The 16740-nt window shown below is 35.5% G+C and carries 10 protein-coding genes; 3 read left to right on the plus strand and 7 right to left on the minus strand.

What is annotated here, in order from left to right:
• Positions 1 to 10: 10 nt before the first annotated feature.
• Together B0A68_RS09485 and B0A68_RS09490 are read left to right on the plus strand one after the other, a co-directional pair.
• A complete protein-coding gene (locus B0A68_RS09485) occupies positions 11 to 2197 on the plus strand; it encodes a PepSY domain-containing protein (protein WP_035689379.1) in 2187 nt (728 codons plus the stop codon).
• Positions 2198 to 2606: 409 nt separating this feature from the next.
• Positions 2607 to 3614 (plus strand): FAD:protein FMN transferase, encoded by a 1008-nt coding sequence (locus B0A68_RS09490; RefSeq protein ID WP_035689377.1) that lies wholly within the window; start codon positions 2607 to 2609, stop codon positions 3612 to 3614.
• A gap of 414 nt (positions 3615 to 4028) precedes the next feature.
• Here B0A68_RS09490 and B0A68_RS09495 read toward each other — a convergent pair whose 3' ends face one another.
• Positions 4029 to 4904 carry an NAD(P)H-binding protein gene (locus tag B0A68_RS09495; RefSeq protein ID WP_035689375.1) on the minus strand — a complete coding sequence of 292 codons (876 nt, stop codon included), beginning with the start codon at positions 4902 to 4904 and terminating at the stop codon, positions 4029 to 4031.
• An 80-nt stretch (positions 4905 to 4984) separates the two neighbouring features.
• Here B0A68_RS09495 and B0A68_RS09500 point away from each other — a divergent pair, with 80 nt between their 5' ends.
• Positions 4985 to 5350, plus strand: a complete 366-nt coding sequence (locus B0A68_RS09500; RefSeq protein WP_035689373.1) for a winged helix-turn-helix transcriptional regulator — start codon at positions 4985 to 4987, stop codon at positions 5348 to 5350.
• A 109-nt stretch (positions 5351 to 5459) separates the two neighbouring features.
• Here B0A68_RS09500 and B0A68_RS09505 read toward each other — a convergent pair whose 3' ends face one another.
• The 6 genes from B0A68_RS09505 to B0A68_RS09530 form a co-directional block, all read right to left on the minus strand.
• Entirely contained in the window at positions 5460 to 6434 is a 975-nt protein-coding gene (locus tag B0A68_RS09505) for a M20/M25/M40 family metallo-hydrolase (RefSeq protein ID WP_240475328.1), read from the minus strand.
• A 19-nt stretch (positions 6435 to 6453) separates the two neighbouring features.
• Complete coding sequence (locus B0A68_RS09510; RefSeq protein ID WP_035689368.1) at positions 6454 to 7503, minus strand: sialidase family protein; 1050 nt, start codon at positions 7501 to 7503, stop codon at positions 6454 to 6456.
• A gap of 71 nt (positions 7504 to 7574) precedes the next feature.
• On the minus strand, positions 7575 to 8903 hold the full coding sequence (locus B0A68_RS09515; RefSeq protein ID WP_035689366.1) for a sugar MFS transporter: 1329 nt from the start codon (positions 8901 to 8903) through the stop codon (positions 7575 to 7577).
• A 207-nt stretch (positions 8904 to 9110) separates the two neighbouring features.
• Positions 9111 to 10700: a SusD/RagB family nutrient-binding outer membrane lipoprotein gene (locus B0A68_RS09520; protein ID WP_035689365.1), complete on the minus strand. Its 1590-nt coding sequence runs from the start codon at positions 10698 to 10700 to the stop codon at positions 9111 to 9113.
• Between the two features lie 17 nt (positions 10701 to 10717).
• Positions 10718 to 13813, minus strand: a complete 3096-nt coding sequence (locus B0A68_RS09525; protein WP_035689364.1) for a SusC/RagA family TonB-linked outer membrane protein — start codon at positions 13811 to 13813, stop codon at positions 10718 to 10720.
• A 262-nt stretch (positions 13814 to 14075) separates the two neighbouring features.
• Complete coding sequence (locus B0A68_RS09530) at positions 14076 to 16736, minus strand: glycoside hydrolase family 3 protein (protein ID WP_035689363.1); 2661 nt, start codon at positions 16734 to 16736, stop codon at positions 14076 to 14078.
• Positions 16737 to 16740: the final 4 nt, after the last annotated feature.

Consider the following 16740-nt stretch of genomic DNA (forward strand, 5'->3'; position numbering starts at 1 on the left):
GGATTACATAATGACTCTTTCTTTTTGGCGTTACTCTCACTTGGCTCTGGCTTTGTTTTCTTCTGCATTTCTATTATTAGCATCTATAACCGGAACTATTTTGGCTGTTGATGCCGTTCAGGAAAAAACACTGCCGTATCGTGCTGCAAATTTTGATCAGATAACTCTGGAACAAACTCTGCCGATTTTAAAAAAGGCATATCCTGAAATTACAGAGCTGAGTGTAGATCACAATCAATTTGTAACACTGCAGGCCATAGATAAAGAGGGCAATGATGTCAATGCGTACATTGATCCGCTGACAGGCAAAAAGCTAGGAAAACCGATTAAAAAAAATGAATTTATACAGTGGGTTACGAGTTTTCATCGTTCGCTGTTTTTAAAAGAAGCAGGACGTTTTACCGTTGGTGTAATTTCTTTTTTATTACTGCTGATTTCTATTTCGGGCTTTGTTTTGGTTCTAAAAAGACAGCAGGGAATTCGTAATTTCTTTTCAAAAGTCATAAAAGAGTATTTCGCTCAATATTACCACGTTGTTTTAGGACGCCTTGCTTTAATTCCGATTCTCGTTATTGCGCTTACCGGAACGTATTTGTCTCTGGAAAGGTTTAATTTTTTTATGGCTAAAGAAAAGGAAAAACAGGAAAAATCAGCTGCTGTTTCGGTGCCAAAAAATCCTGTTTCACTATTCAAAAAAACCTATTTGTCTCAGGTAAAGAAAATTGAATTTCCTTTTACAGATGACCCGGAGGAATACTATATTATTGAATTGACCGATCGCGAGGTCGAAGTCAATCAGGTTACCGGAGCAGTAATTACAGAAAAAATTTCGCCGTTAAGAGCACAAATAGCCGCATTAAGCCTTGATCTTCATACTGGGAGAATTAATGCATTTTGGGCTGTAATTTTAGGGTTTGCTTCCTTAAATATCTTGTTTTTTATCTATTCTGGTTTTGCTATTACTTTAAAAAGAAGATCTAGCCGTATTAAAAATAAATTTAAAGCCGACGAGAGTAAATTTATATTGCTGGCCGGTTCTGAAAACGGAAGCTCTCTGCGATTTGCCAATGCAATTGGAAAACAATTGATGGCGCACGGTGAAAAGGTTTTCTTAACCGAATTGAATAGTTTTAAAACTTTCCCGAAAGCGGAACATATTATTATTTTTACTTCGACACACGGATTGGGAGATGCACCTTCTAACGGAAATAAGTTTGTTTCGTTGATAAAAAAACATAGCCAGGATCATAAAGTACAATTTTCTGTGGTGGGGTTTGGTTCAAGATCTTATCCGGATTTCTGCAAGTTTTCTTTTGAAATTGATTCTTTACTTGAAAATCAAAATTGGGCCGAACGTTTGTTGGAAGTACAAACCGTAAATGATAAATCTGCAGAAGAATTTGTAAAATGGGTTAGATTATGGAGCGATAAAACAGGAATACCGTTATCACCGACACCTTCTTTATACAATGAAATCCCAAAAGGATTAGAGAAATTAATGGTTTTAGACAAAACCGCTGTTACAGACACAGAACACACTTATATATTGACGCTTCGCGCAGGCAGCAGAACTAAGTTTGCTTCTGGAGATTTACTGGCAGTTTATCCTGCAAATGACAATCGGGAACGCCTCTACTCTATTGGTAATCATTCTGGAAATATACAATTGGTTGTCAAACTGCATCAGCCGGGTTTAGGGTCTGGATATTTGTATAATCTGGAACCTGGAGATACTATAAAAGCAAGAATTCTTAAAAATCCTGCTTTTCATTTTCCTAAAAAAACTCCAAAAGCAGCTTTTATCTCAAACGGAACTGGTATTGCGCCTTTCCTCGGAATGATCGAGCAGAATAAAGCTAAAACAGAAATACATTTATACAGCGGTTTTAGAATGGAAACTCCCACACTTTTGGCGTATAATAAGTTTGCCGGAGTTATGATTCATAAACATCATCTGGAAAATTTTCATGTAGCCTTATCACGAGAAGCACAGCATATTTATGTAATGGATCTCATCAAACGTGATGCTGTGTTTTTTATTGATTTATTACAGCAAGGTGGTGTTATCATGATCTGCGGTTCGCTGCAAATGCAAAATGATGTAGAAAATATTCTGGAGGAACTCTGCCTGACTTCTAATTCTAAAAACATAACGGAATATAAACGTAATGGCCAGATTTTGACGGATTGTTATTAAGATACTAATTGTATAAACCGTTGAGTGTATTTTAAAAAAAGTATTTTAACACATAGAATCATAGGTTTTTAAATATTTAGAAAAAGGTAATTTTAAAAAATCTAGATTTTCACACATAGCTCTGTTTGTTAAAACAAGTAAAACGCCTTTTATAAGTATGCAAAATCTATCCTGAAGCTTCGGGACTATGAGTTAAAAATAATTACAACTAACGGGGTTAATTCTGTAATTTAAGACGCTGATTCTACGGATCGCTATCTCGAAGACGCTGAAAAAAACGGATTTTTTTTAATCTCTATAATCGTGTTTTCGCGATAGGGAATAAATTTCATCTGTTTTTTTTTAATTATTTTTAGAAATTATATTACTGCTCCACTAGCACTTAATTGTATTCTTTAAAAAGATTCTTATGGCTAAATTACTATCTTATAAATTCTTATATCTATTTATCCTTGTCTGCTGCTTTTCAGCAAATTCTCAGGTATTGCGAAAAAAAACAACGCTTTTAATGGGCGGTCGTTTTGATATTTCTATTGTAGCTAAAGATTCTGCGACAGCAAGTCAGAAAATTGAAGAAGTGATTGCCGAAATTACCAGAATCGAGAATTTAATTTCAGATTGGAAATCAGATTCGCAGGTTTCTGAGGTGAACCAGAATTCCGGAATACGTCCTGTAAAAGTAGATCGTGAAGTTTTTGAATTGACACAAAGAGCCATTCAATTATCTAAAATTACAAATGGCGGTTTTGATGTGAGTTTTGCCGCAATGGACAGAATCTGGAAATTTGACGGATCGATGACCGAGATGCCTTCGGCGGAAGCCATAAAAAAATCGGTTGAAAAAGTTGGATACCAAAACATTATTTTAGACAGTGTACAATCTACTATTTTTCTTAAACTTAAGGGAATGAAAATAGGTTTTGGTGCTTTGGGCGAAGGATACGCAGCCGATAAATGCCGCGATATGATGATCGCAAAAGGGATTGAAGCAGGAATCATAAACGGTTCCGGCGATATGAGTACCTGGGGCAAACAACCAAATGGATCTCCGTGGAAAATAGGCATAACAAATCCTTTTAATCCTGAAAAACTACTGGCTGTTGTACCTCTTGAACAAGAAGCTGTAACAACTTCTGGCAGTTATGAAAAATTTGTAGTTTTTGACGGGAAACGTTATTCTCACATTATAAATCCCGCAACCGGATATCCTGCCACAGGTTTGTGCAGTGTTACGGTATTTGGACCAAATGCTGAAACGGCCAATGGCTTAAGTACTTCTTTGATGGTTTTAGGTAAAACAGAAGGACTGCTTCTGCTTAAGAAATTTCCTGATTACAGCTGTATTATGATCACAGATAACGGAAAGGTTGTTAAATCTGATAACTTTAAAATTAAAAAGTTCAAAGCTAAATTCTAAATTTCTAAAATCTTATTCTTTCCCTATAATTAATTCTCCTATATTAGAATTGATAAATAAATTATGGATTCTAAATTCATAATTAGTCTTCACATTAAAATCTCTAATGCAAATCTAATAATCTTCTAATTGCTTCATTTAGATTAAATTCAATTAAAAGCATAAGTTTGTGTTTATACATCTTTCGAAACCAAACATTAGATTATTTTATTTCTTTCTTTTAAGATAAAATAAAGATTCCAATATATTTCTGCAGTTACTTTTAGGGCGTTTTCAACGATACGTTATAAAACATTACTCGGAACATATTAAAATTTAGCAGCTGTACTTTGCAGTCTGTTGACTTGAGTTTTTTTTAATTAGTACAATCCGCTCCGTACTTTGTACAAGAGCGGATTGTTTTCTTATAAAGAATTAGAATTTTGCAGCAAATTCTTTGGCAAAATCTTTCAATTTAATTTTTCCCTCTACAGCAGATTTACTTTTCAAGAAATCTTCTGCAATCTTTCCACTTCTAATGCATGCTCCCATTTCGGTATATAAACCTGCAATTTCTTCTGGCAGTCCGGCTTGTTTCATTCCGTCTAAAGACTGTTCGTCTGTAAACTCAATCCATGGAAGTTCTGGTTTATCTATTGCATTTCCAAATGCTTTTGCAATCTCAGACGGTGTCTGAACATCGCTTATAATGTAACGAACATTGATATCTGAAGTTGTTTTTTGAAGTTCTTGGGCAGCAGCAAAAGCAATATCTTCGGGATGTACTAAAGGAATTGTTGATGAAGCAGAAAAATTGCCTCCCATAATTCCGGCACCTTTAATCATCGGGATATCATTAAAAAAATTGATATAGAAGTATCCTGCACGCAAAAATGTAATTGATGTGTTGAGTTTTTCATATAACTTTTCGATCTGATGTAAACCTGCAATTGGTCCATTTCCTGCTGGCAGATCTGCTCCAATACTGCTTAACAATACTACACGTTTAATACCCGAAGTTTCTATCGCTTCTGCGAATGCTTTTCCGGCTGCCACTGTGTTTAAAATTACGTTAGAACCTCCCATATTTGGCGGCGTCATAGCAAAAAGTGCATCTGCACCTGCAAATGTCTGCGTTAGAAAAGAAGCATCGCTGACAGAACCAATTGCTGCTTTTGCACCAAGATTTTCTATCGCTTCTATTCTGTTTTCATTACTGCTTATTACGACCACATTGTGACCCGCATTTACAAGTTGCTGTGCCAAAGGCTTTCCTACATTTCCTAAAGAACCTGAAATTATAATTTTCATATTAAAATATTTTTTATTTACAATTACAAAGGTATCTTTGTACTTACTTTTATACAAGTACTTACCCTAAAGTATGTAACATGACAGCAATTAAAGAATCTTCTACCATTCAGGAAAACAAGCAGTATGCATTAGAAAAATGTCCTGTAACTTTTGTTATGGAAAAAATAGGCGGTTATTGGAAACCCATTATTTTGTATCATTTATCGACAGGAGATAAGCGCTACAGCGAACTGAAAAGGGCGATTCCAGCTGTAACAGAAAAAATGCTGATTCAGCATTTAAAACAATTAGAGGCTGATGGTCTGGTGATTCGCGAAGCAAAACCTGTGGTGCCTCCATTTGTAACTTATAGACTCAGTACAGCCGGAAACGGTTTATTACCCATAATTGATGCTATGGCAGCATGGGCTTTTAAAGTAAAAGACGGCATCTATAATATTTAATAGACACCGCCTCTCTTCAAAACAACAAATAACTAATTCAACTATTATTAATCGAAAATCGTGCTCAATGATTTTCAATATCATCTATCAATTATTTAAAAAATTTCATTTAATTCTGCTTAATAAAATATAAGGATTGGTCGTAATTAGCAATTTCACGAAGAGCTTTAAAAATATATTCTGACACCAAAGCGCCGCCATCAAAATTAATTAGCTCAATATCATCTTCGGGCGTGTGATACTGCGGATGTCCGCCGGTATGAAACCCAACAGCTGCGATTGATTCTTTATAAAAAGAAACGTGATCTGAACCGCCAACATCTCCTGCAAATACAACTGGATTTAATCCGCTGTTTTCTCCGAGTTTTTTCATTAGCTCAACGCCGTTAGGAAAGGTTCCTGCTCCGCCCATATAGAGCTGTTTTTCTGCATTAAGTCTTCCTACCATATCCATGTTCAGCATTACTTTTACTGCTTCTTTTTTTACCGGAAGGTTGCTGACAAAATATTTAGATCCGAGTAAGCCTTCTTCTTCTCCGCTAAACGAAATAAAAATGATGCTTCTTTTGGGTTTATTTTCTGGCTTCGAAAATTTCTCTAAAATGCATAATAGGGCAGCCACGCCAGAAGCATTATCATCTGCACCATTATGAATCGCTATTGTATCTTTCTTTTTGCTTCCTGATTGTTTGCCGCCCCAGCCCCAATGATCGTAATGTGCGCCAATTACGATGTATTCATTTTTTAGGTTTTGATCAGATCCTTCCAGGTATCCCACAACATTTTGTGTAACAACCGTATCTGATTTCATTTTATTGATTCCTTCTTTTACAAAGAGTTTAAAAGGCTGATAATACGAATCACCAAACTTTTTTAAACCATATTGCTTAAAATATTTCTTTACGTATGCTGCAGCATCATTATTCCCTTTTGTACCCGGAAAACGACCTTGCAATTTATCCGAAGAAAGATATTTGTCATGTTTGTAAAAAGTTTGTGCCATAATATTCTGGGCACGCACATTTATACCACAACAAAATATGGAGATAGAAAGGATTGCAAATTTTAGGGTTTTAGAAATCATAATAAATAATTTGTACTAATTACAGACTTAAATCAAATGCTGTATGTTTGATAAACTTTCTGTCGTAAGTATACAAAACATGCACTTTTTTGTCTGTGGTCTGAATAATTGCCGGATAACTAAATTCTCCTTTTTCTTCTTTTTCTAAATCGAATAATTTTTTCCATGATATACCATCATTAGAATATTCTACATCGAGAATATTACGTCCGTAGAACCAGTCTTTTCCTTGTGGCAGCGGATTATTAACCAATAGAAATAACTTTTTATTAATCGTCAATGCATCAATTCCGGAATTAGAATTAACAACATTTATTGTATCTGTTTTTATCCAGCTTTTTCCATTATCTACAGACCAGCTTGACACTACTTTATTGTGTTTACTTCTGGACAGCATCTGGATTTCGTTTTTACCATGCAGTAAAAATGTCGGCTGAATAATTTCTAAGTTTTTTGGGTTATCAATTTCAATTTTTTTCCAGGAATCTGTTGCCTCTGTGTAGGTTTCTACATGTACGCTCCAAATATTTTTTTCTACAGTTTCTGTGCTGCTGCCGCATAAAATAATGCCTGGCTCAGCTTCAATCGGCTTGTTTCTAATTGGGCCTAGAATTCCATCCGGCAGGTATTTTGGTTCACTCCAGGTTGTTCCGTTATCTTTTGATACAATCATAGCTCCAAACCATTCTCTCGGGTTTTTTCCGACTTTATAAAACAAATAAAGATTCTGGCTTTTACTTTTAAAAAGCACCGGATTCCAGCAAGGCAGCGTATCTCCTTTTTGTATTAGAGGTTTAATAAGTTCTTTTGGCTGCGACCACTTTTGATCTTTGTAATCGACAATATAAATTCCGACATCTTTAGCTCCTTCGTATTTACCGCCAAACCACGCAGCCATTATTTCATTTGGCTTATATTCTACTAATGTGGAGGCGTGGCTGTTTGTGGTCAGCGGCTTATCTACGATATAATTCTTGGTAATATTAACTGCTTTGGTCTGCGCTTTAAGCGAAACACAAAAAACACACGCGATTAATAAAACTCCTAAATATTTTAACTTTAAAATCATTCTCTTTTATTTTTTTAGAATGTAAACACCAATGAAAAAGAACTTATTTTCATTTCATGTTTAAAATCTGCTTAATCCTTTTTTAATCCTAATTTATGTCCTGCAAGAGCGTAATACAAAATGATAATGTAGCAGGGTAATAAAATCCAATATCCTTTTGTAGAAGCTTCTGCAGCGGCTAAAGCTTCACTAACTCCATTGGCTGCTAATTCTGCTTTTGTAACGTCTACAAATTTTCCGTATAATGGAGGAATCACTGCTCCTCCAGAGATTGCCATTACTAATAATGCGGAAGCTGTTTTGGTAAATTTCCCTAAACCTTTTAGAGTCAGAGGCCAGATTGCAGGCCAAACCAATGCATTTGCAATTCCTAAAGCGGCAACAAATACAACTGATGCAAAGCCGGAAGTAAAAACAATACAAAAAGATAAAACGATTCCCAATAATGCACTTAATCGTAACGCAAGCGCCTGAGTAATATATTTGGGAATTAAAAATACGCCTAGTCCGTAAGTCACAACCATAGCCAAAAGCGTAAAGGTTGTAAAAAATTTAGCATCGGCTGCAGGAAAACCCAGTGCAATACCATATGCAATAATCGTATCTCCGGCAATAACTTCTACTCCAACATACATGAAAAGAGTTAAAACTCCGAGCCATAAATGAGGAAACTGAAAAATACTGGTTTTGGTTGTCTCTCCTTCTTTTGCTTCCTGAATAGGTTCTGCTTCTACATTTGGCAGAGGTGCTTTAAGAATTAAAATTCCCAGCAGAAATAAAACTACAGCCATTGTAATATAAGGCACAACAACACTGTCTGCCATAGTATTTAATAAGGTAGTTTTTTCGGCTTGGCTTACTACACTTAGTTTTGCTTGTATTTCATCTATCCCAGATAATAAAATAGAACCAAAAATAAGAGATCCTAAAGCTCCTGCACATTTATTGCAGATTCCCATTATAGAAATTCTTTTTGCCGCACTTTCCATCGGACCCAAAATCGTAATATAAGGATTTGATGCGGTCTGCAGTAATGTCATTCCTGCACCCTGAATAAAAATACCTGTTAAGAACATCCAATATGTTCTGGCTTCTGCAGCAGGAATAAATATCAATGCTCCAAAACCCATAATAAATAATCCCAGAGACATTCCTTTTTTGTATCCAATCTTTGTGAGGATATAAGATGCCGGAAGTGCCATTACAACAAAAGAAATATAAGAGGCTGATGCCACCAAAAGGGACTGTGCTGATGTAAGTTCGTTTATGGTTTTCATGAACGGAATTAAGGCTCCGTTGATCCATGTTACAAATCCAAAAACAAAAAATAAGCTGGCTATTATTAGAATTGGAATTAAGGTTGTTTTCTTTTCAGAAGAAGATGATGTACTGGTAATCATAACTTTTCTTTTAATTTAAATGAATGCAGAATGCGGTTGAGACCTAAATTATCATTTAGCTAAAAACGCCGCCCGACATTTCATTTATGGTGGTTTTTTGTTTTGTTTTTTGATAATTATTGAATGCTGACTTTTGTATAAAACAAAAGGAGAGTTTCCTCTCCTTTTTGTCTTTCAAGTAAGGATTTTAGATTCTTACTTTATGTCTTATTTTGTGTCCCACCAAAGTTTTGTTCCTCCAGTGTCAGGACCTTTTAATTTTACGATTCCATCGTTTACTGCCGCTCTGTTTGCAGAGTATTCGTTTGTTACGTAAATAACTCTTTTCATTAAGCTTTTTCCAACACCAGCATCAAGGTTATCTGTGTTAAGTATCGGATAAATTACTTTAGCATCACTTCTTCTTAAATCAGCCCAAGACTCCCAAGATTCTGGAAATAAAGCTAAATACTTTTGAACTGCGATTTGTGTACGCTGATTTGCAGCATTAGCAGACCAAGCAACAGGAAGTTTTACCGGTACATCTAATAATTCTGTCAAAGCAGGATAAGATGTTACGATTTGAGGTACGCTAGGCAATGTACTTCCAGTAATATAAGCATTTACAGTTGCTGCATTTGTAACTCCCCATTGTGCCAATGACAATCTGATACCTTCTTCATATAAAGATTGAGCAGAAGCACCCATGTTCCATCCATTTAAAGCACCTTCAGCTCTAGACAAATAACACTCTGAAGCCATAAAAACCTCGATGTTTTTTGTTTCGCTTAAACTTTGACTTGGATTAGAACCATTTCCTAAAACATCATCATTAAATGCAGAGAACTTAGTAGTACCAAACTGATCTTGTTGTCCTCCAACCGGTTGTCCTTGATAAACACCAGTATCAATTGGAGAGAACCAAAGAGCTAAACGTGGATCGTTGTATCCTTTAAGAAGACTTTCCATAGAAGCGGTCATTGTATAACCCCATCCGTTAACGATCATGTTTAAATTGTTTGGAGTAATATTACTCGCTTTAAAATAAGCATTATGAGTATTATTCTCTAAAACACCTGCAGCTACTGCTGTTTCAGCCTGTGTTTTTGCTTTGTCTGATTGTACATCAGAAATTCTTAAGGCAAGACGTAATCTAAGACTGTTTCCAAATCTTCTCCATTGGTCAACATTTCCATCATAAATTCTGTCAGAACCTTTAAAAGTTGCAACATTAGTTAAAGATGTAGATGTTAATGTAGCATTAGCTTCGTCTAACAATTTGAAGAAATCATCATAAATGAATTCAACACTGTCGTACGCTACTTTTTCCTGACCATTTCCAGCTTCAGTATACGGAATTGGTCCGTAAGCATCTGTCATTTGGTTGTACATGTATACTTTCCAGATTTTTAATATAGCAGTTGCCTGCTCATTACTCTGTGATGCTTTTAAAGCATTGTTTAAAGCAGGAACAGCAACAGTATAGAATCTAGTCCATCCGCGAGATTCAAAACCGCTAAAGTCATTTCTTTCTGTACCATATCCACTGTTTAAGTAGTGAATAAAAGTAGAAGATAGAATTCCTGTTGCAATACCCCAAGTACCTTGATCATCTACACCAGGTGAAGAATATGATCCGTTGTGTATACCAGCATATAATGCCGTTGCAAATGAAGGTCCTGCAAGAGTTGCATCTAACTGGTCTTCAGTAAGAGCGTTTGGATCTTTGTTTATTTCGTCAAAATCGCTTGTACAGCTGGAAAAGACAGAAATCATCAAAGCAACTCCTAAAGTTTTTATTTTTAAACTATTTTTCATGATATCTTTTTATTTAATTAAAATCCAAATTTCACATTAACACCATAATCTCTCGTAGACGGAATGTTGAATGATTCTATACCTTGCAAGTTACCTGTACCTGCTCCTTGTTCTGGATCAAAATATTTTGCTTTATTAACGAAAAAGAATAAGTTTCTTCCCACCAATGAAAAATCAATATTAGTAAAACCGGTATTAGTTAACAAACGTTTTGGTAAAGAATATCCAAAAACAAGTTCTCTTAATCTGATGTTTGTAGCATCATAGATAAAAGGCTCTGCGATTGGTGTTCTTTGTCCTACAGAAGTCCAGTATTGTTCTGCTGTAACGCTTGTAGTATTTTGTCTGTAAGTTCCATCTCCGTTAGAAATAACACCATCAACAATAATACCTCCGTCTCTTCCTGCTAATGTAATTTCGTTTACCCCTAAACCAGCTTGTCTAGCCTGAGTGTATGAAATAACTTCACCGCCAATTCTGAAATCAACTAAGAAACTTAAAGAGAAATTTTTGTATTTAAAGTTGTTTTTCAAACCTGCAGTCCAATCTGGATTAAAGTTTCCTGCAAGAACGTCAAAACTATTTGTTGCAAGTGGTAAACCAGCAGCATTTAAGATAATTTGTCCGTCAGCTGTTCTTTGAAAACCTTTTACATATAAATCTCCATATTCACCGCCTTGTACAATTTTACTTCTTACCAAACGACCTTCACCAAGAACTAATTCTTCTCTGTCGTCTAAGATAGATTTTACTTTAGATTTGTAAGCTGCGTAGTTTGCAGTAATATCCCAAGTAAAGTTTTCTGTTTCGATTGGAGTTGCTGTAAGTACAATCTCGTAACCTTTGTTTTCTATTTCACCACCGTTTACTACTTTTCTAGAGTAACTAGAAGATTCTGGAGTATTGATGTAGAAAATTTGATCTTCTGTATTTGTTTTGAAATATGTAAAATCTAATCCGATACGGTTTCTTAAGAATCTTACATCTGCACCAAACTCTAATGAGTTAGACATCTCTGGTCTAAGGTTTGGATTAGCAAGTGTTGTTTGTCCGTATAACATACCTCCGTTACCACCAATGTATGAATATCTATTTAATGTTTGGTAAGGATCTGTATCGTTACCAACTTTTGCGTAAGAAGCTCTTACTTTTGCAAAACTGATTACTTCTGGTAATGTTGCCATATCTGAAATAACTCCAGAAATACCTACAGAAGGATAAAAGAATGATCTATTGTCTGCTGGTAATGTAGATGACCAGTCATTTCTTCCTGTTACATCCAAGAACAAGTAGTTTCTGAAACCAAGTTGTCCGAATCCGTAAACAGAGTTAATTTGTTTTTCTGACGCAGTAGATGTAGATGAAATTGTAGCAACATTAGATAGGGCAAAATAATTTCTTTTACTCAAAACTCCTCCAGAACCTAAAGAAGAACTGCTTTGTTGTAATGTATTTGCTCCAGCATTAAGACTCACAGAAAAATCTCCAAATTTTTCGTTGTAAGCAAGTAAAGCATCTGTATTAAATTCGCTTACTGTTTCATAAGACTCGCTGTATGAACCAAGATTGTTGTTAAATTGAGCAGAAGCATATCTGTTTCTTTCAGATTTATTTGTCATCTGGTCTAAACCAGCTCTAACTTGTAAACTTAATGTATTTGTAAATTGATACTTAAGAGATGCAAGTCCGATAAATCTGCTTCTTTTGTCTTTACGAGAATCATCACGTAATGCAGCCCAATAAGGGTTACCTCCAGGAGCTCCTGATTCGTCTAAGAAGTAATTTTTTTGCAATTGACCAGCAGCATCTGTGTACTCAAAATTTCTGTAATCATCAAATTTAATACTACGCGGTAATAAATATACTGCTGTACCGATAGATTCTTCACCTGTTCTCAATAAGTTATCAATGTCCTGAACAATATAATTTGTTTTTACATCTAATGATAATTTATCAGAAAGTTTGCTTGTCAATCTTAAGTTAAGATTATGTCTGTCTAATTGATTTCCTCCAACAATACCTTCTGCACGAGTGTTTGTGTAAGAGAAATAACCTTGTGCTTTTTCGTTTCCTGTAGTTACAGTAATTGTATTCGCTAAGTTATATCCTGTTTTAAAGAAATCCATAGAATTGTTTGGCTGCGGTGTATAACTTGTAGTCGCAGGACCAGAATAATTAGGATTACGAACTAACTGCCAAGCAGATACCTGACGTCCGTCTAATTTTGCACCCCAGCTTGAGCTTGAGTTTGCAACATAATTTCCTTGTGTACCTTGACCGTACTCATTTTGGAAATTTGTTAAATCATAAGCTGTAGAAGCCATGAAATTAGAAGATAACGAGATAGAAGTTTTTCCAGCCTGACCAGATTTAGTAGTAATTACGATAACACCATTACTAGCTCTAGTACCATAAAGTGCCGCTGCAGATGGTCCTTTAAGAACTGTCATAGAAGCGATATCTTCTGGGTTGATGTTAGAAATACCATCAGGTTGTGTTGTTCCTCCTGTATCAATATCAGGATTTGTGTTTGTTGTTCCGTTACTAATTGGCACACCATCTACCACATACATTGGCTGGTTGTTACCGTTTAATGATCTATTCCCTCTTAATGTAATTCTTGAAGAAGAACCTACACCATTTGATGTAGTAGAGAAGTTAAGACCTGCAACTTTACCAGAAAGTGAATTGGCAACGTTTAATGATCTTGCTTCAGAAAGTTCTCCTACTGCAATGTTTTGAGCAGAATAAGTAATGGCTTTTTTCTCTCTCTTTAAACCAAGAGCTGTAACCACAACCTCACCTAACTGCTGCGTGTCTGGACCTAATGCTACATTAATAGTAGTTTGTCCTGCAACAGCAACTTCTTTTGTAGCAGATCCTACATAAGAAAAAACTAAAACTGCTGATGAATTTGGAACATTGATACTGAACTTACCATCAAAATCTGTCGATACGCTAGTTTTTGTTCCTTTAACAACAACATTGGCGCCAGGAATCGGGCTGCCGCTTCCTGTCTCTGTTATCGTTCCTTTTACTGTAGTCTGAGCTTCTAGACTTTGAAAGCCAAATAAGCATATGACAAACAGTAATTTTAGTACGTCTTTAATCATATTAGTTGTTTTTTTAGAGTTAATAACATGTTAAACTTAAGAATACATTTTGTTAACGAAATATTATTTCGACAAATGACAATTTTGAAAAGGTGTTGGTGTAAGTTTTACGTTTATTTGAAAGAAAACGTTTTCATTTGTAATCCAACTCTTCCTTATTTAAAAGGCCAAAACTCTATTTATTTAATAGATTTTGGCCTTTTTTAAAATATTCTTTTTTTTATTTAAAAAACGTTTAAAATAATTCGGGTTTTAACGCATTTTAGTTCGAAACCTTGAATTTAGATTTAAGTAAATCAAACGAATTTCCGCCCACCATTACTTCAAAGTCTCCCGGCTCTACAACAGACTTCATTTCTCTGTTCCAAAGAGATAGCTCTTCAGAAGTAAGTGTAAATTCGACACGTTTAGTTTCGCCTTTCTTAATAAATACTCTTTTAAATCCTCTAAGTGTTTTCTCCGGAGTCGTAACACTGCTGTAAATATCGTTTATGTACAGCTGCACTACTTCATCACCATCAAAATTCCCAATATTTTTAACATTTACGCTTACTTTAACCTCACCATCTTTTTTGATTTCTTTAACATTTAGAGTTAAGTCTGAATATTCAAATTGAGTATAGCTTAATCCATAACCAAACGTATATAATGGATGTTCGCTTTCTGCTACATATTTATGTATAGCAGATGGTTTTTGGTTATAATATATAGGTAACTGTCCAACCGATTTTGGCACTGTTATAGGAAGTCTTCCTCCTGGGTTGTAATCGCCAAATAAAACATCAGCTACAGCTCTTCCTCCAAATTCTCCTGGAAACCATCCTTCTAATACTGCTGGAATATTTTCAGCAATCCAATTGGTAGAAAGCGGACGACCGTTTAATAACACACAAACTACCGGAGTTCCTGTTTTTTGAATTTCTTCTATTAATTGCTGTTGGATACCAAATAAGTCTAAAGAAGCTACATCTCTATTTTCTTCTACTAATTCGTTAGATTCTCCTAATACAACAATTGCAACATCTGCTTTTTTAGCCGCTTCGATTGCCGGTTGTAGGTTTACTTTTTCTAAATTCCAACGGAAATGAGCTCTGGCTCCCCAGCCTCCTTCCCACATTTCAATGCGGACTTTGTATTTTTTACCTTTTTCGATGTTTTTTGGAACCGTTACCATGCTTGTTGCTCCTTTTGTCCAGTTGTCGATTACCAATTGGTCATCGATATACATTCTGATTCCATCATCAGAACTTAAACCTAACCAGCCGTCAAGCGCTTGATCTGATTTTAAGAATCCTGTCCATCTAATAGAAAAATCATCCACATTAACACCATCTCCAGGTGCCCAAGGCCAGTCAAACTCCAACTGACTGTCAATACGAGTCAATGCTGGAGTTCCTTCTAATTCTCTATTATTGAAATATTCTCCTTTTAATCCGTTTTGAGATTCGTCTGGAGTAAATAAATATTTAGATGGAATAATTTGTCCTTTTACAATTAACGGCACACCTTCTTCATAAACCACATTTGCAGTCTTTCCAACCAATTCCTTAACTCCTTCGTAAACCGTCACACCAACACTATTTTTAGGAGCATAACCTCCCAATCGAGAAGCATTTGCGTTTGGTCCGATAACAGCAATATTTTTTAACGATTTACTTAAAGGTAAAATGTTGTTTTCATTTTTCAATAAAACCATAGATTTATGAGCCGCTTCTAAAGCAACAGCTTGATTTTCTTTGGTATGAAAACGTTCTTTAATCAGATTTTTATCTGTATACGGATTTTCAAATAATCCCAATAAAAATTTCAAACGTAAAATTCCTCCCGCAGCACGGTCGATATTTTCCACTGTCAATTTCTTTTCATTTACTAATTCAATAATAGTATTCTGCCAGAATTCATTACTAAAATCATAAAACTGCATATCAACACCAGCAGAAACTGCTTCTCTAATAGCATCTTTTGGAGAATCAGCAACTTTATGAGTAGTCTGAATGTATTTAATAGCTCCCAAATCTGAAACTACAATTCCTTTAAAGCCCCATTCTTTTCTTAAAACATCTGTTAACAACCAATGATTGGCTGCACAAGGTATTCCGTCTAATTCAGAATAAGCGCACATTGTTCCCAACGCACCGCCTTTTGTAAATGCTTTTTGGAAAGAAGGCAAATGATCTTCTCTTGCAGAACGTTCTCCAACCAAAATAGGAGAAGAATTTCCTCCCGCTTGCGGAATACCATGAACGGCGAAGTGTTTTGGCTCTGCAATAATCGAACGATCTGATTTTAAATCGTCTCCCTGCATTCCTTTAATGAATGCCAAACCAATTTCACTATTCAAGAAAGCATCTTCGCCAAAAGTTTCAGCAACACGTCCCCATCTTGGTTCGCGTCCTAAATCTAAGTTTGGTCCAAAACCGAAATGTACTCCATGAGCTCTGGCTTCCATACCAATAACTTTTCCAACTTTATCCATAACTGCCGTATCCCAAGTGGCACCAAGGCCGATATTCATTGGGAAAGCAGTGCTTCCTTCGTCTAAATAACCGTGAAGCATCTCGCACATAATAAGTGCAGGAATTCCCCAGCGGTTTCCTTTCATTACATTGGTTTGAAGGTCATTAATCATTTTCGCAGAACGCGGATAAAGATCATGAATAGCTCCAATTCCTAATTTTCCGATTTTTTCTGCCGATTTAGATTTAGCGAAATCTTCTTTATCTTTAAAAAAATCTCCTCTGTACATATCCATCTGGCGCACTTTTTCTTCAAGCGTCATACGGCCTAGCAAATCTTGAACTCTTTCTTCTACTGGTAATTTCGCATCCTGATACGGATACTTTTTCTGGGCATGGGTCTGGTTTAAAAAACCAACAGCCATTACAAAAATAATGGCTGTTTTCCTCATTCTTAATTGTAACATAGTT

This window comes from Flavobacterium reichenbachii, assembly GCF_002217435.1.
Lineage (GTDB): Bacteria > Bacteroidota > Bacteroidia > Flavobacteriales > Flavobacteriaceae > Flavobacterium > Flavobacterium reichenbachii.